Genomic DNA, 19,631 nt, shown 5'->3' on the forward strand with positions numbered 1-19,631 from the left:
AATATATGTTGTTTCGACAGCGAGATACGGCTCCGCTCCCGTCCGGTTTAAGCGTTGGTTAACCATAACGGCGATAGGGTGGTCGACAACGTTGGCATGATGCCACGTGACGATTGTCGGTATGTTCATGGTTCGCCGCCCGCTCTTCACAGCACACAGATTTTTAGCTTTGCTTGCCGCAACTGCGCCCATCGCTCTGGTGGCGACGGTATCGGCTGCGCAATCGGTCTGGACTGGTGCGGGGGATAATGCGTTCGAGAATGACGCAAACTGGACGCCCCGCGCGCCTGCCGCAACCGATAGGGCCACCGTCGATACCGGTTCGCCGCAAGTGTCGACCGGCGAGAGGATCGATCGGTTGGACGTTGGCGGGGGCAACGTCACGGTCACCGATACCGGCGCCTTGACCGTCACCAACGGAACGACGATGACGTCGGGCAGCATCACCATCAATTCCGGCGGCCTTTTGACATCGGATGTCGATCTGACCGGCGGCAGCCTTGCTATCGATGGTACGCTTGATGGCAGGCTTTCGCTGCAAAATGGCAGCGTGACTGTGAATGGTACGCTTCGGGATGCCGTCATTGAAAGCGGAACCTCGCTTTCCAACAACGGTACGATGACAGGCGCTTCAGTAGAAGCAGGCGGGACCTTCACCAACAATGGCGGCGCGACACTTTCTACCTTGGACAATGCCGGTACTGCATCGAATGCGGGTCGTATCGGAACGATGCAAAATACGGACGGCAATTTTACCAACAATGCCGGTGGTGAAGTTCTTGGCAAGACGACAGTGTCGGGCGGCAGTGTTACCAACAATTTCGTGGTGACGGATGTGGACGTCGCAGCCGCCGCGGCTTTCACCAACAACAATGGTGCGACTGCTGGCAATGTCCGCAATTCCGGAACGGTCGTCAACGCCGGAACGGTGGCCTCGCTTCAGAACGACGCTGGCAGCTTTACCAACGATGTCGACGGCAGGATCACCGGCAGAACGACGATCTCTGGCGGAACGGTCACCAACAACTTCGTGGTCACGGATGTTGATGTCGCCGCGGCGGCGGCCTTTGCCAACAATACCGGCGCAACGGCTGACAATGTTCGCAACTCCGGCAACTTTACCAATGCCGGAACGATCTCCTCGCTTCGAAACGATGCAGGAACGACCACCAACAACGCCGGCGGCAGGGTCACAGGCACGACCACGGTTGCAGGCGGAACGGTCACCAACAATTTTGTGGTGACCGATGTGGACGTCGCAGCCGCAGCCGCCTTTGTTAACAACACCGGGGCCTCTGCCTCCGCCATAACCAACCGCGGCGCGGCCACCAATAATGGCACGGTCGCCTCAATCGACAATCAGGCCGGGCTTTTCACCAACAATACCGGTGGAGTGGTTACTGGGACGACGACGGTAAGCGGCGGTACCGTGGTCAATAATGACACGCTCGGCAATGTGCAGAACCGGGTTGGTGGTAGCTTCATCAACAATCTCGGCGCGACGACGGATGCTGTCGTAAACGAAGGAACGGCGACGAATGACGGCACCGTCGCGTCTCTGACCAACACGTCGGGGCGCTTTACCAACACGGGGACGATCACTGGCGAAGCTGCCATCACAGGTGGTGAAGTCAGAAACGATGGTACGATCACCGGCACCGTCGATATCTTCGACGGAGGCCTCTTGAGCGGTGTCGGCGTATCGGGCGGTCTTGTGGTGGGTGCAGGCGGCGTGCTGGCCCCAGGACCCGGCATCGCGACGATGACGATTAGCGGAGATGCGACCTTTCGGAGAGGGGCAGTCTATGACGTCGATATCGATTCCACCGGACGGTCTGATCGTCTCGATGTCTCCGGCACGGCACGCCTTGAAGGCGGCGTGGTCGATTTGCGCGCAGCAAGCGGCACTTACGGTCTTTCAACACGCTACGAAATTTTGACCGCTGGCGTGGTCGACGGCACGTTTGATGGTGTCACCAGCGACTTCGCGTTTCTATCGCCGACGCTCATTTATGGAACGACATTCGTCGATCTTCAACTCGACCGCAACGCGGTTCGCTTTGCGGATGTTGCGCGCACGTCCAACGACCGCGCGGCAGCGGGCGCCATTGAAGCTGCGGGGTCATCGAACCCACTGTTTCAGGCCGTCCTGCCCCTGAATATCCAGACTGCGCAGAGTGCCTTTGCCCAGCTCAACGGTGAGATCCATCCTTCGCTCAAATCTGCTCTCATCTCGGACAATACATTGCTTCGCGAGGCGATCCTCGACAAGACCAACCGCGTCACAAGCGAAGGCGAGGTGGCGGGAGGCAGCATATGGGCGACGGGCCTTGTCTCTAAAGAGACTTTTGCTGGCAATGCCATGGCGGGTGGCCTCGAGATAAGCAGAGCCGGAACGCTGGTTGGTGGAGACCTGCCGATTGTAGACGACTGGCGCCTTGGCGGTGTTCTTGGCTACAGCACGCTTGACGCTGCCGCCGGGGCAGAGGTCCAGGCCTACCACTTTGGACTATACACGCATGCTGAGCTGGAGCCGTTCAGTTTCACCGGCGGCGCCATCTATACTCGAAACGAGATCACCACGCGCAGAAACGTCGCCTTTGGTACATTTTCCGATGTGCTGACGGCGGATTATACCCGCGCCACGTCTCAGGTGTTTGCTGATTTGGGCTGGAGGTTCGAGCTGGATAACCTTCGTTTGCAGCCCTTTGCGGGTCTGGCGTACACGGCCGTTGACGGTGGCGCGATCCGGGAAGATGGAGGAGCGGCAGCCCTCGCCATCGAGGACAAATCTTTCGATACGACCATCTCCACTTTGGGCCTGCGCTTTTCGACCGATCTGGAAATGGGCGAAGTCCCGATACTTCTGTCTGGCATGATCGGTTGGTGCCACAATTTTGGTGAGACGGCATCTTTCGCGGTGGCGCGGTTCGATGGTGGCAGTCCCTTCATGCTGGAAGGGATCGCAGCCCCGCAGGATACGATGGTGGTGAAAGCCGGTGTTACCGTCCATCTGTCGAAATCGGCGCGTTTGATGGTGAGCTACAGCGGCGACTTTGCGGAGGGCTTCAGCTCGAACGCTGCGCTCGCCAACCTTACGGTCAATTTCTAAAGCATGTCGCGCAAAAGTATGCAGCGGTTTTGCGATCACGACATGCGACGAAACAAGGGCTTAGAGCGTAGGGAGCGAATCTGAAAGATCGCGACACGCTATAGGCTCCAGACTCAATTGATCCACCATGTGACGATCGCTGCAATGTAGCACGTTGCCTCGAAGTTTATCATGAGCTTGTCGTATCGCGTCGCGACACGTCTCCAGTCCTTGAGACGGCAGAATTTCCGCTCGATTATATTCCGTCTTCGGTAGGCGACCGGGTCGAACGGTCTGATCCTCTTTCGGGTTGGATTGTTTGGGATGACTGGTTGCGTGCCGCGTGCTGTCAGGAAGCTGCGTAAGGCGTCGCTGTCGTAAGCCGTATCTGCGGCGCACAGACGTGTCGGAGGCAGGGGATCAAGGAGCGGGATGGCAATGGGTGCATCACCACGTTGCCCAGGCGTTATTCGCAACGCGACTGGACGGCCACAACCATCGACAACAGCATGGACTTTTGTCGATCTGCCGCCTCTCGATCGACCAATTGCTTCGGCATCCGCCCCCCTTTTCCACCAGCGGCAGAACGGTGTGCCTTTGCGGTGGTGCTATCGATCATATGGATGTCGCGATCGGTCGTTTGCACCAGAGACTCAAACAGTCGCCGCCATATCCCTTTTGCAGACCAGCGATGGAAGCGATTATAGATCGTTGTCGAAGGCCCGTAGCAGGATGGACAATCCTGCCAGCGGCAACCGGATCGCAGGACGTGGATGATGCCGCTGATAACACGGCGATCGTCAGTACGATGAGCGCCGGGTTGGTTGGTCGGAAGCAGCGGCGAAATCACTGCCCACTGTTCGTCATCAAGCCAAAATTCGCCCGCCATGGTCAAACACTCCTGCTTCTACAGGCAGTGAATCATAGATAGCCAATCTCATCAACAATTTGATTGGGTTTCGACCCTAGGACACTTGATTCCTAGATGCTTCGCACTTTTTCCTGTCGCTCCAAAACAATCGCAACGATGAAGACCAGTAATCCCGCAAAGGAGAGGATCGCGCCGACATATCCGGTCGATGCGTAGCCGTAACCGAGAGCGATGACCAAACCGCCGAGCCAGGCCCCAAGTGCATTGGCAATGTTGAAGGCTGAGTGGTTGGAGGCAGCAGCGAGCGTCTGCGCATCGGCTGCCACATCCATCAAACGGGTCTGGACAGCGGGACAGGCCGCGAAACCGCAACCGATCAGGAAAACGCACAGACACAGCATATAGGGATTGTGCGCCGTCAGCCCGAAGATCGTCATGAGGACGACATTGAAGGCCAGCATGCCGCCAATGGTGCCGTTCAAAGAGAGGTCTGCAAGGCGTGAGCCGACGACATTCCCGACATTCATGCCGATGCCGAAAAGCGCCAGTACGATTGGCACGGTGGAGACCGGCATCATGGCCACATCCGTCGTGGTCTTGGCAATGTAGCTGAAGACTGCGAACATGCCACCAAAGCCCACCGCAGCGATAGCCAGCGACAACCAGACCTGAACGCGGCGGAAGGCGCCGAGTTCTCGCCGCACGCTGGCACCTTCCTGCACCTTGTCACGGGGCTGGAACATCCACAGAAGTGCTACAGTCAGCAGTGCAATACCGCCCACCATCAAGAAGGCTGCCCGCCAGGAGAACAACTGGCCGAAGAAGGTGGCGAGCGGCGTGCCAAGAAGCGTTGCGATGGTCAGACCCAGCATGACGCGACCGACGGCACGAGTACGCTTGTGGATCGGCGCCATGGACGCTGCGACGAGGGCGGCAACGCCAAAATAGGCGCCGTGCGGCAATCCGGAGATGAAGCGCAGAGCGGTGAATGTCCAAAAGTCCGGTGCAAGGGCGCTTAAGATATTGCCGGCAGCAAACAGGCCCATCAGCGAAAGGAGAAGCACACGGCGTGTCAGACGCGCGGCAAGAACCGCGATGATCGGCGCGCCGATGACAACGCCGAGCGCATAGGCCGTAATGACGTGGCCAGCGACAGGGACGCTAACTCCATAGGTCGTTGCCACCTCCGGCAAGAGGCCCATGATCGCGAATTCACCAGTGCCGATGCCGAAGCCGCCGGCGGCAAGCGCCAGTTCGATGAGCGCGATAGAGATGGGCGAGAGACCTGTCTGTGTGGAGGGCGCGATGGCAACGTCTTCCGCTTCGGCACGGTTTTCGCGTGGACAGCTTTGGCTCATGGGGTTCCCGGCTGCGACGGAACGCTTCCTATGGAAAAGGGACGTTCACGAAGAAAAAAGGGCAAGATCGACATTGTCGATCTGCCCTGACTGGAGATGTTGGCCACCAAAATGACCTTATGTTGTTTGTATCATGTTTATACGCGTCGCGGTAGTGTCGATTCGATGAATTCCGGATCGTCCCAGCTGCCGATGGAACCCTTTCGACACTAGACGATTTAGGTCGCGCTTCGTGCACAATAGCTGGATGGATAGATGAGGCTGGTTGCGATCTTCAACCGCGATGGCGGAACGTTCAGGACCACCGATCTGGACGCTTATTGCGACCATGCCAGGACGGTATTTTCACAGGCCGGCCACGAGATTGAATGCCGCTTGGTTTCCGGCAAGGACATCGTCAAGGAAATGGAGCGCACCGCCGATGATTCAGGACTGGATGGCCTGATTGCAGGCGGTGGTGACGGTACGATTTCTGCTGCGGCAGGCATCGCCTGGAAGCACGGCATTGCGCTCGGCGTTGTGCCGGCAGGGACCATGAATCTGTTTGCGCGATCGCTGAAACTTCCGCTCGATATCTGGCAGGCAGTCGATACCTTGGCCCAAGGTCAAGTCCAGAATGTCGATATTGCCAGCGCCAACGGTCATCCCTTCGTGCACCAGTTCTCAGCCGGTCTCCATGCCCGCATGGTGCGCTATCGTGACCGTATGCAATATGCGTCGAGGCTTGGTAAAATGCGGGCCAACATTCGCGCAGCACTCAGCGTCGTGCTCAATCCGCCTGTGTTCGACGTGGAATTCACCGTTGCAGGTGAGACCCAGCACCGTCGGGTTTGCGCCATCTCCGCCTCCAATAATGAGTTTGGCCCCAACCCTCTGCTGGTGGCGGATGATGTTACCCGCGGCCGCCTGGGGTTCTATGTGGCAGACGCCTTGAGCCCTTCCGGCGTGGCGCGGCTCGCGGTCGATATTCTGCGCGGCAGGCTGAAGGAAAACGCAGCGGTCACGTCGATGGCAGTCGAAAATGTCGAACTGCATTTTCCCAGGAGGCGTCATGATGTCCGCTGCGTCATCGACGGCGAACTGCTGCCGATGAAGCGCGATGTGGAGCTCAAAATCCACGCCGGGGAACTGAAGGTCATTGTCGCCAAGGATTCCACCAACGTGTTATCCAGACTCTAGGGCGCATAAAGGACACTCTAAAACGTGTCGCGATCTCTCAGAATCGCTCCGTCATCTTTGGTTCTTTGGCTTGTCGCATGTCGCGCAAAACCGCTTAACACTTGTGCGCGACATATTCTAAATCATTGAATGTAAAAATCTTTGTCTGAAAATCGATTTTGATTTTCGGACCGATACTGTAGCCATCGCTTGCAAATTTAACAGCCAGCGGCCATGCTTCCCGTCAGCAGATCAAGGAGCATACAAGGCGTGAACGATTTATCGAGACCAGTCTCCAACCTCGCCGCCATCGACGCTGCACATCATCTTCATCCCTTTTCAGACATGGGAAAGTTGAATGCGACCGGTACCCGCATCATCGAGCGTGCGGAGGGTGTCTTCATCTATGACAGCACCGGCAAGAAATATCTTGATGCCTTTGCTGGCCTCTGGTGCGTCAACATCGGATACGGTCGCAGGGAGATCGCCGAAGCCGTGGCGCAGCAGATGAACGAGCTGCCCTATTACAATGCCTTTTTCGGTACCACCACGCCGCCCGCGACTCTCCTGGCGCAAAAGATCGCCTCCCATGCCGGGCCGACGATGAACCATGTGTTCTTCACCAATTCCGGTTCAGAAGCCACAGACACGTGGTTTCGGATGGCGCGGGTCTATTGGAAGGCGCTCGGCCACACAACAAAGACCAAGGTGATTGCGCGGCGCAACGGCTATCATGGCTCTACTGTGGCAGGTGCTTCGCTTGGCGGTATGACGTGGATGCACGAACAGGGCAATCTGCCGATCGAAGGCGTCGCCCATATCGGCCAGCCCTATTGGTACGCAGAAGGCGGCGATCTCTCACCTGCAGAATTCGGCCTCAAGGTTGCGCGTGAGCTGGACGCCAAGATCGACGAACTGGGCGAGGAGAATGTGGCTGCCTTCGTTGCCGAGCCCATACAGGGCGCAGGTGGCGTTATCGTCCCACCGGAAACCTATTGGCCGGAAATCGCCCGCATCTGTAAGGCACGCAATATTCTGCTGGTCTCCGATGAGGTGATCTGCGGCTTCGGGCGACTGGGCTCCTGGTTCGGCTACCAGCATTTCGGTTACGAGCCTGATCTGGCACCGATCGCCAAGGGCCTGTCATCCGGCTATCTGCCGATTGGCGGCGTGCTGGTATCGGACCGCGTGGCCGAGGTGATGCTGACGCAGGTTGGCGATTTCAACCATGGCTTCACCTATTCCGGTCATCCGGTCTGCGCTGCGGCGGCTCTCGAAAATCTCCGCATTATCGAGGCGGAAGGACTGGTCGAACGGGTGCGGGATGATATAGGCCCATATTTCACGGGAGGTTGGCAGAGCCTGCTGGACCACGAGGTCGTGGGCGAGGCGGCCAATGTCGGCCTGATGGGCGGCTTGCAACTGACAGCGAACAAGGCAACGCGCAAACGTTTCGACAAGCCGGACGACGTTGGTGTCATCGTCCGCAATCATTGCCTGGAAAATGGACTGGTGATGCGCGCCACGGGCGATCGCATGCTGGCGTCTCCCGCTCTAACCATCACCCACGGCGAGGTGGATCAGATTATTGAAACACTGCGCAAGGGATTGGACCACCTGCGCGACACCATGAAAGTTTGACGATGGCCGATCACGAGCATCATTACACCCTCAAGGTCACATGGACGGGCAATCGCGGCACCGGCACATCCGGTTATAGGGAATATGACCGCGATCATGTCATCTCGGCAGATGACAAGCCGGAGATTGCCGGCTCGTCCGATCCGGCCTTCCGCGGCGATCCGGCACGCTGGAATCCGGAGGAGTTGCTGCTTGCCTCCATCTCTGCATGTCACAAGCTCTGGTACCTGCATTTCTGTGCGGTCTCAGGCGTAGTGGTCAGCGACTATGTGGATGAGCCGGAAGGCACCATGGTGTTGAAGCGCGACGGTGCGGGTCATTTCACCGAGGTTATCCTGAAGCCTTTGATCACCCTCGCAAAGGGAGATCCGCAGACCGCACGAGAACTCCACGACGACGCACATGAAAAATGTTTCATCGCTAACTCGGTGAATTTCCCGATCCGGGTGGAGCCAACGATCAAAACGCTTTAATTCGCCTGGGCAGTCGCGAGTGAATAATAAAATCTATGGCTACGACCCGAGGCGCCATAGGGTACGTTGACGTGACGGACATCCGTCGGTGCGGGAAGTGAGACTCGCTGAGCAAGCGAGGCGATCGCGTCCTGAAAATCCTCAGGCGACTCCCCGTCGTCCTTCGTATCCACCAGTAGGATAACCGCGCCGGCCGGCCAGAGTGCCGGGATCGTCTCGATATCGGTGTCCGTCGTCACGACCATCGCATCGGGAAACTGGATTTTCAGGTTTCCACCCGCGAGCCCACCAAAAGCAATGACGTAGTCCGGTTTGAACGGGCCATTATGACGAAGTGTCTCAGCAAAGCCCTTATAGGGAATGTGGACGAGCGAGTATCGCTCGAAATGGGGCGAGATCAGCCCGCGTGTAAGGAGAACCCCCAGGAAGCCGATGGCGAGCGTGAAGGTGGAGGTCAGCATCGGGTTGAGCTTCCGTTCGCCCGACAAGCCTGCAGCCTGCACTTTCAGACAGAGATAAAGCGGCCAGAGCAGCACGTAAACAGCAAGCCATTTCTGCCGCATATGGGTGATGCCCATTGCGAAGACGAGCAGCAGCACAAAGACCATTGAGAAAAGAATGATGCGCCCGACGAGGCGTGTAGACTGGTCGCTCGCCCGCATGATGACCTTGATGTCGCGGAAAAAGAGAGCGGAACAGATCGCCGTCGGCAAAGCGATGGCCTTCAGGAATGCAACCAGGAGATCGAGCGATCCATCGAGAGCATAGAGCGTCGTGCTATCAGTGACGTCCCGCATTTCTCGTGCTGTCTGTGTGGTGGCGAGATCGAAATGATTCACCACCCAGAGACAGTGCGGTAGGGCAAGCGCAATGGCTGCGCCGATGGTTAAAACCATGCGCCAGTCGATGAGACGCTGACGCAGATCCTTGTCCAGAGCAATAGCAAAGACAGCAGCCAGGGGAACGAGAACAAAGTTGTATTTGGCAATTGCCCCGATGCCGATGGCGATCCCGGTGAGTAAATATCCGGCAACGCTGGGCGTCTTAAGTGTCATGAAAAGCGCGTAGGCAAACAAGGCGACGGAAGACAGCGCCAGAACCGTGTGGGTCAAATCCCGCTGTGCCATAACGAAAACGGTCGGCATCGTCAGTACGCCGAGCGTCGCAATATTGGCGAGCGTTTTGTCGCGAAGCATCAGCCTGGCCGTGAGCCAGACAAAAAGACAACAGAGGAAAAGCAGTCCATTCTTGAGCAGGCTCAGCGAGGCGATCGATGGACCGACGAGCACATTCACGCCATGCTGCAGCCACGTGTAAAGGAAGGGTTGGGAGCCGTATCCGAGCAACAGATGCTGAGACAGAAGGGCCTGTTGGGTTTCATCGATTTCGAGCGCTGACGAGCGGACAATGCGAACGACGAATGCGAGGAGGAAATATCCTGCAATCAGGATCAGCGTTAAATCGAGATTGCGGGAGAAACCCTTGCGCATCGTGTCATGTCTCGTCGGAGGTGAAGGTTTTGCTGACGATGTAGTTCGGCGTCCGGTCGTCTCGGTAATAGAGACGGGCGATCATTTCCGCCAGGATCCCCGTGGTGATGAACTGCAAGGAAGAGAGCGACAGAACCACCGCTACCATCAGCATCGGACGTGTGCCGATATCATTCCCAAGGATGAACTTATCGACGAAGAGATAGGCCATGATGACGGTGGCGAGCGCACCGAGCCCAAGGCCGAGGGACCCAAAGAAATGCCCGGGCCGCGCTTTGTAGCGCATGAAGAACATGACCGACAGCAGATCGAGGATCACGCGGAAAGTGCGCGAGATGCCGTATTTGGACGTGCCGAACTGGCGCGCATGATGCGTCACCTCCATTTCACCAATCCGGCTGCTCGGGACCACGCCCGCCACCCAGGCCGGGATGAAGCGATGCATCTCGCCCATCAGCTTGACCTGTTTGATGACCGAGGTGCGATAGATTTTCAGGCTGCAGCCATAATCATGCAGACGGACACCGGTGATGCGACCGATGAGCCGATTGGCAATCCACGACGGAATTTTGCGCAGCATCAAACCATCCTGGCGGTTCTTGCGCCATCCGACAAGAAGATCGAGCTCGCGTCTCTCGAGTTCCGCCACCAGCATCGGAATGTCTTTGGGATCGTTCTGCAGATCGCCGTCGAGGGTGGCGATCAAGCGCCCCCTGGCCGTGTCGATGCCCGCTTGCATCGCTGCCGTCTGGCCGAAATTGCGCTGAAGCGCGACAATCTTGAGATCGAGCCCATCGCGACCAAGATAGGATCTGGCATTGACGATCGTCGCATCCGTGCTTCCGTCATCCACCAGAATCAATTCCCAAGTGCCAGGAAAGCTTGTCATCGCGTCGATAACGCGCTCTATCAGAGGACAGACGCTTTCTTGTTCATTGAAAATCGGCACGACAAGCGATAGTTCCGGCGCAGTGTTTGTCGGGATCTCGCTTCGAAGGGCTGTCGTTGTGGGCACGAAGGCTTCCCCGGTTAAGACATTCTTAATATGCTCTTTTGCGGGATAGGCGTCGTTCCGCCAATTGTCCAGTTAGGCCATCACTTGAAAGACAATTCACACAGGATGAAACCGGGGGCGTTGCTTGCAAGCAACGCATTGACGCTCGGCATGGTGGTTGTCGCCATCGCCTACGCCGCCTTCATCCAATGGGTCTGGGGTTGGGGCACGGTCATCAACCTTTGGTCCCATGCCGGCTGGGGAACGATTGTCCTTGCACTGTCGCTTCTCGTCGCCACCTACGTACTGCGCACCTGGCGCATTTACGACTACTTCCCACGCGAAACGACAGGCCGCTTCGCCACGCTTTTTCGCGTGGTCCAACTGCATAACATTCTCAACATCATGCTGCCGTTTCGAAGTGGGGAGACCAGCTTTCCGCTTCTGATGAAACGAGAATTCGGCGTCAATCTTCTCCGCGGTACCTCGGCTCTTCTTGTCATGCGACTCTTCGATTTGCACGCACTTCTGGCGGCAGCCGGGGTGGGTTTGGCGCTGGAAGAAGAGAGCCTATGGGTCTGGGTCGGCTGGCTCATATTTCTGCTTCTGCCAGCCTTGGGGTTTGTAGCGCGCGACTTGGTCTTCGGGCTCGTGAGGCGACGGTCGTCCACCAAACTCGCTCGAATAATCGAAGAGGTGAGGGCAGGGCTGCCGGTAGACGGCAACGCATTTATGCGAGCCTGGGGCGCAACTCTGATCAACTGGTTCGTCAAGATCGCCGTGCTGGCCTGGATATTGACGCTGATGGGAGGAATCAGTCTTCCAGCAGGCTTCGGTGGAGCGCTCGGTGGTGAACTCTCATCCGTGCTCCCGGTTCACGCACCAGGCGGCGTTGGCACCTATCCGGCAGGCATTATGGCAGGAGCGGTCGGCTTCGGCGCATCGGCGGGAGAGCGGGCGCTATCGGCACTCGGCCAGGCAGCCGTCAACCTTCACCTGCTGGTCATCCTGTCATCGTTGATTGGGACGGCTCTGGCGCTTTTCGTGCCAACACAAAAGTAGCGCCAGAAGAGAGACTTACTGGAACGCGGTCTCGTAGAAGCTTCTGAGCTTGCGCGAATGCAGTGTCTCAGTGGGCATGGCCGCAAGCTTCTGGACGGCGCGAATACCAATCTGAAGATGCTGCGCCACCTGGGTGCGATAGAATTCCGTCGCCATGCCCGGAAGCTTCAACTCGCCATGCAAAGGCTTGTCGGAGACGCAGAGGAGAGTGCCGTAGGGCACACGGAAGCGGAAGCCGTTCGCGGCGATGGTCGCCGACTCCATATCGAGCGCGATGGCGCGCGATTGCGATAGACGCTTCACCGGGCCCGCCTGGTCGCGCAGTTCCCAGTTTCGATTGTCGATGGTGGCGACCGTGCCGGTGCGCATGATGCGCTTCAGCTCGAAGCCTTCATAGCCGGTGACTTCCGCCACCGCGCCTTCCAGCGCAAGCTGCACTTCGGCGAGCGCGGGGATGGGCACCCACACTGGCAGATCGTCATCGAGAACATGGTCTTCACGCACGTAAGCATGGGCCAGCACATAGTCGCCGAGACGCTGGCTGTTTCGAAGACCCGCACAATGGCCGACCATCAGCCACGCATGCGGACGCAGCACGGCGATGTGATCGGTGATCGTCTTGGCATTGGAAGGGCCGACGCCAATATTGACGAGCGTTATACCCGCATGCCCCTTCTTCTTCAGATGGTAAGCGGGCATCTGCGGCAGACGTCCAAGCGTCGTATCCGTCTCAGGCCGATCCGATCCTGCATGGGTGATGATATTGCCGGGCTCTACGAAGGCGGTGTAGCCATCGCCGCCGTCTGCCATCAGCTTGCGCGCCCATGCGGCAAACTCATCGATATAGAACTGGTAGTTGGTGAAGAGCACGAAGTTCTGGAAGTGGTTGGGGCTTGTCGCCGTATAGTGGCTTAACCGCGCCAGCGAGTAATCGATGCGTTGGGCAGTGAAGGGCGCAAGCGGCGCCGGCTCACCCGGTACCTGATCGTATTCGCCGTTGGCGATTAGATCGTCGGTGTTGTTCAGATCCGGCGTATCGAAGAGATCGCGAAGCGGCACATCCGAAAGCGATGAGGCGGCAGACGCTTCCACATAGGCGCCTTCGCCAAAGGCGAAGTGCAACGGAATGGGCGTCGCCGATTCGGAGACAGTGACGTGAACGCCATGATTCTTGATCAGAAGTCCAAGCTGTTCCTTGAGGTAATGGCGGAAAAGCTGTGGCCGGGTAATCGTGGTCGTATAGACGCCGGGCGAGGTCACATGGCCATAGGAGAGGCGGGAATCGACATGTCCGAATGTTGACGTCTCGATGCTGACCTGCGGATAGCACGCCCGGTAGCGACCCTCGATGGGTGCGCCCTTGGCGAGATCGGTAAAGGATTTGATAAGAAAGTCGGTGTTGCGCTCATAGAGCGCTGTCAGCGCTTCCACGGCCTGTTTCGGATCATCGAAAGTCTGCGGCGCGAAAGGCTCTGGCGTTATGAAGGCGAGGGGCGGAATCGTGTGCTTTGCTATTGTCATGGCCCATTATAGGGAGCCTAGTTCGACAGGCAAGCGACAGAAATATGTGTGTTTTGAAAAAGCCGTCAAAACCGCTCAACCGATGGCGCCGCGCTGCAAGCTCATCAGGAGCACGAAGCCAGCACCTTTGGAAACTGGCCTTGGATCGGCTTTGTAAATGGCGAGTCCGGCGAATGGACCCAGAAAGACCGATGCCATGGTGAACATCCGAAGTCCGGAGAGCAGCGCGTTCGAGATGTTTCTGTTCATTGTCAACCTCACAACGTAACGTGGCAGCTGGGCGAAAAGCCATGCTGGCAGGTGTAGGCAGCGCCGACGCTGATGCGCTGAAAGCTGCGGTTGGGGCTGACCACCAGAGCGGCAAACGACATGGCGAAAATAGCCATCAGAAGAACGATGATGCTGAAGCGACGTATCAAGATTGCCATGTCCATTCCCCGTGTTGTTGCCATGTCCCTTACTCTGGACACGACACTGCCACAGTTGGACTGAACCAACCCTGAGAGGTGGGTTCATGTGGGGTTCAGGGACGTTAACAGGATTGGTTGTAACGACGAGCTGGGCAGCGCGCCGAGCATTTGTAACTGGCGGACAAGGCACGCCTACCATTGCCAAGGGCGTACTTTCACCGAACCAGCATACGCATGGATTTCACGCCCGCTACGGCTTCGGGGGTTACGAGCGTTAATTGAGGTGGCCTTGGGACGAGGCTGAATGTCACGAGATCAAGGCGTCCACTTGCCGAACGGCAGCAGCGGAACGCAGATGCAAGGTGTGGCGGGGAGGACGCAATAATCCAACGTCAAGGCTGTCGCCATGGGCCGAGTTATGAGCTCCTCGCGGCGACAAAAAAGGCGCCAGATGATGGCGCCTACTGCATGACGAACAAGTGTCGGCGTAAGCCGTCTCTCGATCCTGTCATTTCGGATCTCACGCCCGAGCTTTGACTTTCTTCTTCGCCGGCGCAGGTGGCGGTACGATCACGGTCTCGGCTTCGCGCGCCAGACGGGCTTCACGCAGGCGCTCTGTCTTTTTCAGGCGTTGTGCGGTCTCCGCAGCCAGGATTTGAGAAACAGCATCGTTGGTTGCGGAGGCTTTTTGCTGAGGGGTCAGTTTGCCGGGTTTGAAGAATTCATCTTTCGTAGCGGTCATGTTGAAACCCTTTCATTTCGTAGAGCGTCGTGCGTCTCTCTAGACGCACAAAAGACGCTCCAACTGTTCAATCTGCGCATCGTGGTTTTCTGAAAATCGAGATCGACTTTCGGATCGATGCTTTGCTGTCAGCGGGTGCGGACGGCTTTCTTAGGCGCAGGCAGAAGGCCTTCACGCTGCATCTTCTTCTTCGCAAGCTTTCGGTGGCGACGCACGGCTTCGGCCTGTTCGCGAACGCGTTTTTCCGAAGGCTTCTCGTAAGACTGGCGCGCACGCATCTCGCGTAGCAGGCCTTCGCGCTGCATCTTCTTCTTCAGCACGCGAAGCGCTTGTTCGACATTGTTATCTCTGACGAGGACTTGCAAAGGCTTTTTCCTGACTCGGCGTGACGCCGCTATTTTCTTGTTCGTACCAGATCGTGGTTGATCCAGCCGCCCGGTTTGGAGACTTTGGTCGCTGCGGTATCCGGCTTTTGCTTCGCCGTTGCCGCAAGATCGATATCGTCCTGACTGACCGTGCGATCAAAGTTTTCGCCGTCGAGTCGGATACGGTAACGTCTGCTTCCCTGTGTTGTTTCCGGCATTGCCGCGATAATCCGGGCGCTCTGCTGAGACGTAGGATCGCCATTCGTTCTGGACTTCAAGACGATAACATTGCCGGTCTTGTATGACATTTTTGGCATCAGGATTCTCCCAAGCCACAAAGACAAAAGGCCGAGCGATAGGCCCGACCTTTCTTCAGTCACTCAGCGTCTGCTGCCAGTACATCCGTGGTCAGCGTCAGCGAGAGACAATTTATGCCGCCTGAAGATTGTCAGCGGAGTTCTTGCCGGACTTGCGGTCCTGGACAATGTCGAAGCTGATCTTCTGACCGTCGACGAGCGAGCGCATGCCCGCACGTTCAACAGCGGAGATGTGAACGAAAACGTCCGTGCTGCCGTTGTCAGGCTGAATGAAGCCGAAGCCCTTGGTGGCGTTGAACCACTTTACAGTACCAGTGTTCATAACGATTTCCTTTCGTAGCAATCGTTGTTTGTCCCGAAATACCTTGCGGGATTAGATCGATGTTTTGAGAGGAAATCCGACGGGAGCTAGGCTCTGGACCGACGTCACAAGCAATGGTCGATAAGTTCAATATAGGCTCAATTTTCGGTTTTGCAAGGACGGAATGGAAATTAGCGCGAGAAACCGTCTCTCACCCTTTTTGCATGGCAATTCGCACGCCGCGATGTCTGCCCCAGCCGCCCGGCAAAATAAACGTCGGGACGGCTGGTGATGTTACGCCACTCTACTGCTTGAAAACCTTCTGCAGGAAAGCCTCGAACGACGGACGCCAGACATCCATCTCGTGGCCAAGGCCCTTATATTCCACATATTCGTGTTTGATCTTCTTGTCGTCGAGGATCGTTTTCAGCCCGGCTATGTCCTTGCCCGTCACCTGATCTTCCGTGCCAACGGTGACGGTGAAGTTGCGCAGGCTCTCGTTGATCTTCTCCGGCGTGTTGAGCGCAGCTTCAACTGCCTTGTTGGGCACCGTGGTGGTGGAGACTCCACTGAAGTCCGCGATCCAGCCAAATGTGCCGAGGTGGGTTAAACCGGAAACGAGCGCTTGATAACCACCTTGCGAGAGGCCGACGATGGCGCGCCCGTCCGCATCGTCTCGCACGCGGTAATGCGCCTTCATATAAGGAATGAGGTCTCCCACCAGTTCCCGGTCGATGGCATCCGCATTGATGGGGTAGAAGCTCTTACGCCGGTCGGCGGCCGGGAAGTTTTCCGCGATCGCCTCCGGGATATCGGCCTCGGTATCTGGGATGACGACGACCATCGGCTCGATCTTTTTCTCTGCCAACAGATTGTCGAGAATTTGCGGCGCGCGACCCTGTGTCACCCACGAGTCCACCGTGTCGCCAAAGCCATGATAGAGATAGAGGACAGGCAGAGGCTCGCTCGCATCGCTATAGCCGGGCGGGGTGTAGACATAGGTCTGGCGCTGTGACTTCAATGCCTTTGATGGGATCGTCACCCGCCGCAACTCGCCATGCGGCACATTGCGGATATCGAGAATGCTCCCCGGCACGAGAACGAGGCTGGTGTTCACCTGCCGCTGCGGCTTGGGCATATTCGTGCCGGTGTCGATGCTGCGGAAGCCATCGATGTTGAAGTAGTACTCATAGAGGTTAGGCTTTAGCGCCTCGGTCTTCACGCTCCACAGACCGTTCTCGGCCTTCGTCAATTCCATCGGGGCGCGAGAGCCGAGCACGACAGACACTGTTTTCGCCGACGGCGCAAACAGGCGGAAGGTGATGGACCCATCCTGTTCGACTGCGGTGACGAATTCATTCAATGGACGGCTGGCAGGTGGTGCCGCAGGTGGATCGATTGCCATGGCAGGTCCGCTCATGATGCAAGTGGCAACAAGAATATAGGGCAGAAATAAACGCAACTCAGGCTCCTCCAGTTCAAATACCCCCGGATGGAGACTGGCAGATGAACCTCAAGAGTTCAATGTGTTAGAAGATTCTGATTTACGTGAGCGCTGCGGCAACATGGCGTCGACCGTCTTAAAAGACGCTCCTTGGAGGCCCGGCGTCCTCCGAGAACGCAAGAGAAAACGCATTGGCAATGAACATTGAGTTGTCTAAATAAATTCAAAGAGGCGCCGCAATGGACGGCGCCCCGTTTTATGTCGTCTTCGTAAGCCTTAGCCAATCATCGCATTGTCGTTTCGCTTGATCGCGATAACGGTTGAACGCGGCAGCTTGCCTTCGCCATCCGGGAAAGGTGCATCCGGATGCTGGATACCGACGAAGTGGGTGCGCTTGTCGGCCGACCATGTCTGGCCGGTGACTTCCGAACCCTTTGGCGCCGTCAGGAAACGCTCGATGCGGCCGGTAACCGGGTCGCCCGCCAGCATCTGGTTGTTGCCCTGACCGGCAAACTGGCCTTCATTGCTGTCTTCGCCATCGGTCTGGATCCACAGAAGGCCGGTGGAGTCGAACATCATGCCGTCCGGCGAGTTGAACATGTTGCCGGAGTTGATGTTGGAGGAGCCGGCATAGGCGTCCTTGTGCACATCCGGATTGCCGGCCATGCAGAAGAGATCCCACTTGAACTTGCCATCGGCGTGATCGTCGTTGGCAGGGTACCAGCGAACGATCTGGCCATATTCATTCTTCTCGCGCGGGTTGGCGGCGTTGACGGCCATCACATCGCCACCGGCATTGGTGCGCATCTTGCCGTCCTTTACTTCGCCGCGGCGGCTGTTGTTGGTCAGCGCGCAATAGGCTTCGATGGCGACGGGATTGATTGCGACCCATTCCGGGCGATCCATGGTCGTGGCGCCGACCTTCGAGGCCGCCTGGCGCGTAAAGACAGAGATTTCATCCGGCTTCATGCCGGTCGATTCCGGCGTCAGAGCCACCCACTCGCCATTGCCGTCATCGGTAAACTTCGCCACGTAAAGCGTGCCTTCGTCCAAAAGTTTCGAGGTGTCACCGCCTGGCACGTAGATGCCATTGGAGACAAACTTGTAGAGGAACTCGCCGCGCTCATCGTCGCCCATGTAAACCACGACACGGCCATCGCGCGCTACGACCACGGCAGCATTTTCATGCTTGATGCGGCCAAGTGCGGTGCGCTTGATCGGCGTGGAAGAAGCGTTGGACGGATCGATCTCCACGACATAGCCAGCACGACGCGGCTCGTTCGGATTCTTCGACACATCGAAGCGCTCGTCGAACTTCTCGTAACCGTAGCGTGTCTCGGCAGCGATGCCGTAGCGTTTGTAGTCATCCGGCATTTTGAAGTTGGCATCGGTGGAGCCGAAGTAGCCGTTGAAGTTTTCTTCGCAGGTCAGATAGGTGCCCCAAGGCGTGCGACCGGCGCCGCAATTGTTGAAGGTGCCAAGACAGTCGACACCCTTCGGGTCGGCTGCGGTCTTGACCAGATCAGAGCCGGCAGCCGGTCCCGAAAGCTTCATCGGCGTGTTGTGGTGAATGCGGCGGTTGAACGGGCTGTCGACGACAATCTCCCAGCCATCCTTGCCTTCCGCCACTTCCATGACCGTCACGCCCTGCATGTGCTGAAGGATCTTCACCTCATCCAGATTGGCGGGCATGCCTTTTTCGCGGTGGGGGAGGTTGGTCTCGTTGTTCACATATTCGTGGTTCACGGCAATCAACTGATGGCTACCGACCACGAAGAGCTCCATGCCGTCGGTATTCTCGCCGAACACCTTATCGGAGTTCTCCAGGCTGACGCCCTTCTCGGGATCGATATCCGGCACGTTCGAAAAGAGTGGCTGCCCCCATTTGGCGAGCGGTTCCCAGCTGTACCCTTCTGGCACATGAACGGTGTGATCAGTCGCCGCAGGCACCGGCTTGAACGGGAAGCGGGAGGTTGCTTCCTGCGCCTGAGCGGAGGTGGAGAGGTTGCCCAGCGTACCGAGAGCCGCGGCGGCAGAACCAAAGGCGAGCACGCCGCCAAGGAAACCGCGGCGTGAGATAGCGGATTCGACGACGCGGTCGAAATCGGTCACCGCTGGGGGCGGATTTTGCAGCTCGTCCCACTCGTCCCAGCTTAGCTTGCTTGTGTCGATGTTGGTCATGGCGCTCTCCATTCTCGTCGTTTTGAACAATTCTAGAGAAGGCAACTAAAGCGGGTTTATTACATCGATATGACGGAATGACCCGGCTGAAACGTCTTAAGGTTGCGGCGGTCGCACAATTCACGCTTATGTCCCTGGCAGGTGACTGAGCGGGAGAGGCCCTTCAGATTTGCCTGTCTGGATGGCGAAATTGCTGCGAATGTCACTGACAC

Annotated in this window: 18 protein-coding genes; 5 read left to right on the forward strand and 13 right to left on the reverse strand. The window is 57.5% G+C overall.

The window, feature by feature from the left end:
• The first annotated feature begins 106 nt into the window (after nucleotides 1-106).
• Nucleotides 107-3,112, forward strand: coding sequence for an autotransporter domain-containing protein (locus QE435_RS18490; RefSeq protein WP_349042265.1), 3,006 nt, complete (start codon nucleotides 107-109; stop codon nucleotides 3,110-3,112).
• A gap of 113 nt (nucleotides 3,113-3,225) precedes the next feature.
• Here QE435_RS18490 and QE435_RS18495 read toward each other — a convergent pair.
• Nucleotides 3,226-3,980 (reverse strand): IS5 family transposase gene (locus QE435_RS18495; RefSeq protein WP_349042266.1). Its coding sequence is split into 2 segments (ribosomal slippage): nucleotides 3,226-3,650 and nucleotides 3,650-3,980, totalling 756 coding nucleotides; the frame shifts between segments, so codons are not numbered across the junction.
• Nucleotides 3,981-4,072: 92 nt separating this feature from the next.
• Nucleotides 4,073-5,320 carry an MFS transporter gene (locus tag QE435_RS18500; RefSeq protein ID WP_349042267.1) on the reverse strand — a complete coding sequence of 416 codons (1,248 nt, stop codon included), beginning with the start codon at nucleotides 5,318-5,320 and terminating at the stop codon, nucleotides 4,073-4,075.
• Nucleotides 5,321-5,575: 255 nt separating this feature from the next.
• Here QE435_RS18500 and QE435_RS18505 point away from each other — a divergent pair, with 255 nt between their 5' ends.
• The 3 genes from QE435_RS18505 to QE435_RS18515 all read left to right on the forward strand — a co-directional run bounded on the left by QE435_RS18505 (nucleotide 5,576) and on the right by QE435_RS18515 (nucleotide 8,592).
• On the forward strand, nucleotides 5,576-6,499 hold the full coding sequence (locus QE435_RS18505; protein WP_349042268.1) for a diacylglycerol kinase family protein: 924 nt from the start codon (nucleotides 5,576-5,578) through the stop codon (nucleotides 6,497-6,499).
• 249 nt (nucleotides 6,500-6,748) lie between these two features.
• Nucleotides 6,749-8,119 (forward strand): aspartate aminotransferase family protein, encoded by a 1,371-nt coding sequence (locus tag QE435_RS18510; protein ID WP_349042269.1) that lies wholly within the window; start codon nucleotides 6,749-6,751, stop codon nucleotides 8,117-8,119.
• A gap of 2 nt (nucleotides 8,120-8,121) precedes the next feature.
• The gene (locus QE435_RS18515; protein ID WP_349042270.1) at nucleotides 8,122-8,592 is read left to right on the forward strand and encodes an OsmC family protein; all 471 of its coding nucleotides are present in this window, start codon (nucleotides 8,122-8,124) and stop codon (nucleotides 8,590-8,592) included.
• On the opposite strand, the gene QE435_RS18520 is transcribed toward QE435_RS18515, so the two are convergent.
• Nucleotides 8,589-10,082, reverse strand: a complete 1,494-nt coding sequence (locus tag QE435_RS18520; RefSeq protein ID WP_349042271.1) for a glycosyltransferase family 39 protein — start codon at nucleotides 10,080-10,082, stop codon at nucleotides 8,589-8,591. The two genes, QE435_RS18515 and QE435_RS18520, sit on opposite strands and share 4 nt — an antisense overlap.
• Before the next feature lie 4 nt (nucleotides 10,083-10,086).
• On the reverse strand, nucleotides 10,087-11,097 hold the full coding sequence (locus QE435_RS18525) for a glycosyltransferase family 2 protein (protein ID WP_306931857.1): 1,011 nt from the start codon (nucleotides 11,095-11,097) through the stop codon (nucleotides 10,087-10,089).
• A gap of 150 nt (nucleotides 11,098-11,247) precedes the next feature.
• Between QE435_RS18525 and QE435_RS18530 the strand changes: the two genes are divergently transcribed.
• Complete coding sequence (locus QE435_RS18530) at nucleotides 11,248-12,138, forward strand: lysylphosphatidylglycerol synthase domain-containing protein (RefSeq protein WP_349042906.1); 891 nt, start codon at nucleotides 11,248-11,250, stop codon at nucleotides 12,136-12,138.
• Between the two features lie 15 nt (nucleotides 12,139-12,153).
• Here the strand turns inward: QE435_RS18530 and amn are convergent, their stop codons facing one another.
• The 9 genes from amn to QE435_RS18575 all read right to left on the reverse strand — a co-directional run bounded on the left by amn (nucleotide 12,154) and on the right by QE435_RS18575 (nucleotide 19,419).
• Nucleotides 12,154-13,659 (reverse strand): AMP nucleosidase, encoded by a 1,506-nt coding sequence (gene amn, locus QE435_RS18535; protein WP_306931858.1) that lies wholly within the window; start codon nucleotides 13,657-13,659, stop codon nucleotides 12,154-12,156.
• 75 nt (nucleotides 13,660-13,734) lie between these two features.
• On the reverse strand, nucleotides 13,735-13,908 hold the full coding sequence (locus QE435_RS18540) for a hypothetical protein (protein ID WP_349042272.1): 174 nt from the start codon (nucleotides 13,906-13,908) through the stop codon (nucleotides 13,735-13,737).
• An 8-nt stretch (nucleotides 13,909-13,916) separates the two neighbouring features.
• Nucleotides 13,917-14,087 carry a hypothetical protein gene (locus QE435_RS18545; protein ID WP_306931861.1) on the reverse strand — a complete coding sequence of 57 codons (171 nt, stop codon included), beginning with the start codon at nucleotides 14,085-14,087 and terminating at the stop codon, nucleotides 13,917-13,919.
• A gap of 502 nt (nucleotides 14,088-14,589) precedes the next feature.
• Nucleotides 14,590-14,811 (reverse strand): hypothetical protein, encoded by a 222-nt coding sequence (locus tag QE435_RS18550; protein ID WP_306931862.1) that lies wholly within the window; start codon nucleotides 14,809-14,811, stop codon nucleotides 14,590-14,592.
• A gap of 128 nt (nucleotides 14,812-14,939) precedes the next feature.
• A complete protein-coding gene (rpsU, locus tag QE435_RS18555; protein WP_306931863.1) occupies nucleotides 14,940-15,176 on the reverse strand; it encodes a 30S ribosomal protein S21 in 237 nt (78 codons plus the stop codon).
• A gap of 29 nt (nucleotides 15,177-15,205) precedes the next feature.
• A complete protein-coding gene (locus QE435_RS18560; protein ID WP_306931865.1) occupies nucleotides 15,206-15,493 on the reverse strand; it encodes a hypothetical protein in 288 nt (95 codons plus the stop codon).
• A gap of 112 nt (nucleotides 15,494-15,605) precedes the next feature.
• Entirely contained in the window at nucleotides 15,606-15,815 is a 210-nt protein-coding gene (locus tag QE435_RS18565; protein WP_062425694.1) for a cold-shock protein, read from the reverse strand.
• A 283-nt stretch (nucleotides 15,816-16,098) separates the two neighbouring features.
• Nucleotides 16,099-17,256: an alpha/beta hydrolase-fold protein gene (locus QE435_RS18570; RefSeq protein WP_349042273.1), complete on the reverse strand. Its 1,158-nt coding sequence runs from the start codon at nucleotides 17,254-17,256 to the stop codon at nucleotides 16,099-16,101.
• Nucleotides 17,257-17,514: 258 nt separating this feature from the next.
• On the reverse strand, nucleotides 17,515-19,419 hold the full coding sequence (locus QE435_RS18575) for a PhoX family phosphatase (protein ID WP_349042274.1): 1,905 nt from the start codon (nucleotides 19,417-19,419) through the stop codon (nucleotides 17,515-17,517).
• Nucleotides 19,420-19,631: the final 212 nt, after the last annotated feature.

Origin of the sequence: Agrobacterium sp. SORGH_AS 787 (genome assembly GCF_030819035.1) — a bacterium.
GTDB classification, from domain to species: domain Bacteria; phylum Pseudomonadota; class Alphaproteobacteria; order Rhizobiales; family Rhizobiaceae; genus Agrobacterium; species Agrobacterium larrymoorei_B.

What these genes read in the sequence shown, in the direction of transcription:
- QE435_RS18500 (WP_349042267.1), bottom strand. Translation starts at nt 5,320, where the DNA reads ATGAGCCAAAGCTGTCCACGCGAAAACCGTGCCGAAGCGGAAGACGTT.
- QE435_RS18505 (WP_349042268.1), top strand. Translation starts at nt 5,576, where the DNA reads ATGAGGCTGGTTGCGATCTTCAACCGCGATGGCGGAACGTTCAGGACC.
- QE435_RS18515 (WP_349042270.1), top strand. Translation starts at nt 8,122, where the DNA reads ATGGCCGATCACGAGCATCATTACACCCTCAAGGTCACATGGACGGGC.
- QE435_RS18520 (WP_349042271.1), bottom strand. Translation starts at nt 10,082, where the DNA reads ATGCGCAAGGGTTTCTCCCGCAATCTCGATTTAACGCTGATCCTGATT.
- QE435_RS18530 (WP_349042906.1), top strand. Translation starts at nt 11,248, where the DNA reads ATGGTGGTTGTCGCCATCGCCTACGCCGCCTTCATCCAATGGGTCTGG.
- amn (WP_306931858.1), bottom strand. Translation starts at nt 13,659, where the DNA reads ATGACAATAGCAAAGCACACGATTCCGCCCCTCGCCTTCATAACGCCA.
- QE435_RS18540 (WP_349042272.1), bottom strand. Translation starts at nt 13,908, where the DNA reads ATGAACAGAAACATCTCGAACGCGCTGCTCTCCGGACTTCGGATGTTC.
- QE435_RS18545 (WP_306931861.1), bottom strand. Translation starts at nt 14,087, where the DNA reads ATGGCAATCTTGATACGTCGCTTCAGCATCATCGTTCTTCTGATGGCT.
- QE435_RS18550 (WP_306931862.1), bottom strand. Translation starts at nt 14,811, where the DNA reads ATGACCGCTACGAAAGATGAATTCTTCAAACCCGGCAAACTGACCCCT.
- QE435_RS18560 (WP_306931865.1), bottom strand. Translation starts at nt 15,493, where the DNA reads ATGCCAAAAATGTCATACAAGACCGGCAATGTTATCGTCTTGAAGTCC.
- QE435_RS18565 (WP_062425694.1), bottom strand. Translation starts at nt 15,815, where the DNA reads ATGAACACTGGTACTGTAAAGTGGTTCAACGCCACCAAGGGCTTCGGC.
- QE435_RS18575 (WP_349042274.1), bottom strand. Translation starts at nt 19,419, where the DNA reads ATGACCAACATCGACACAAGCAAGCTAAGCTGGGACGAGTGGGACGAG.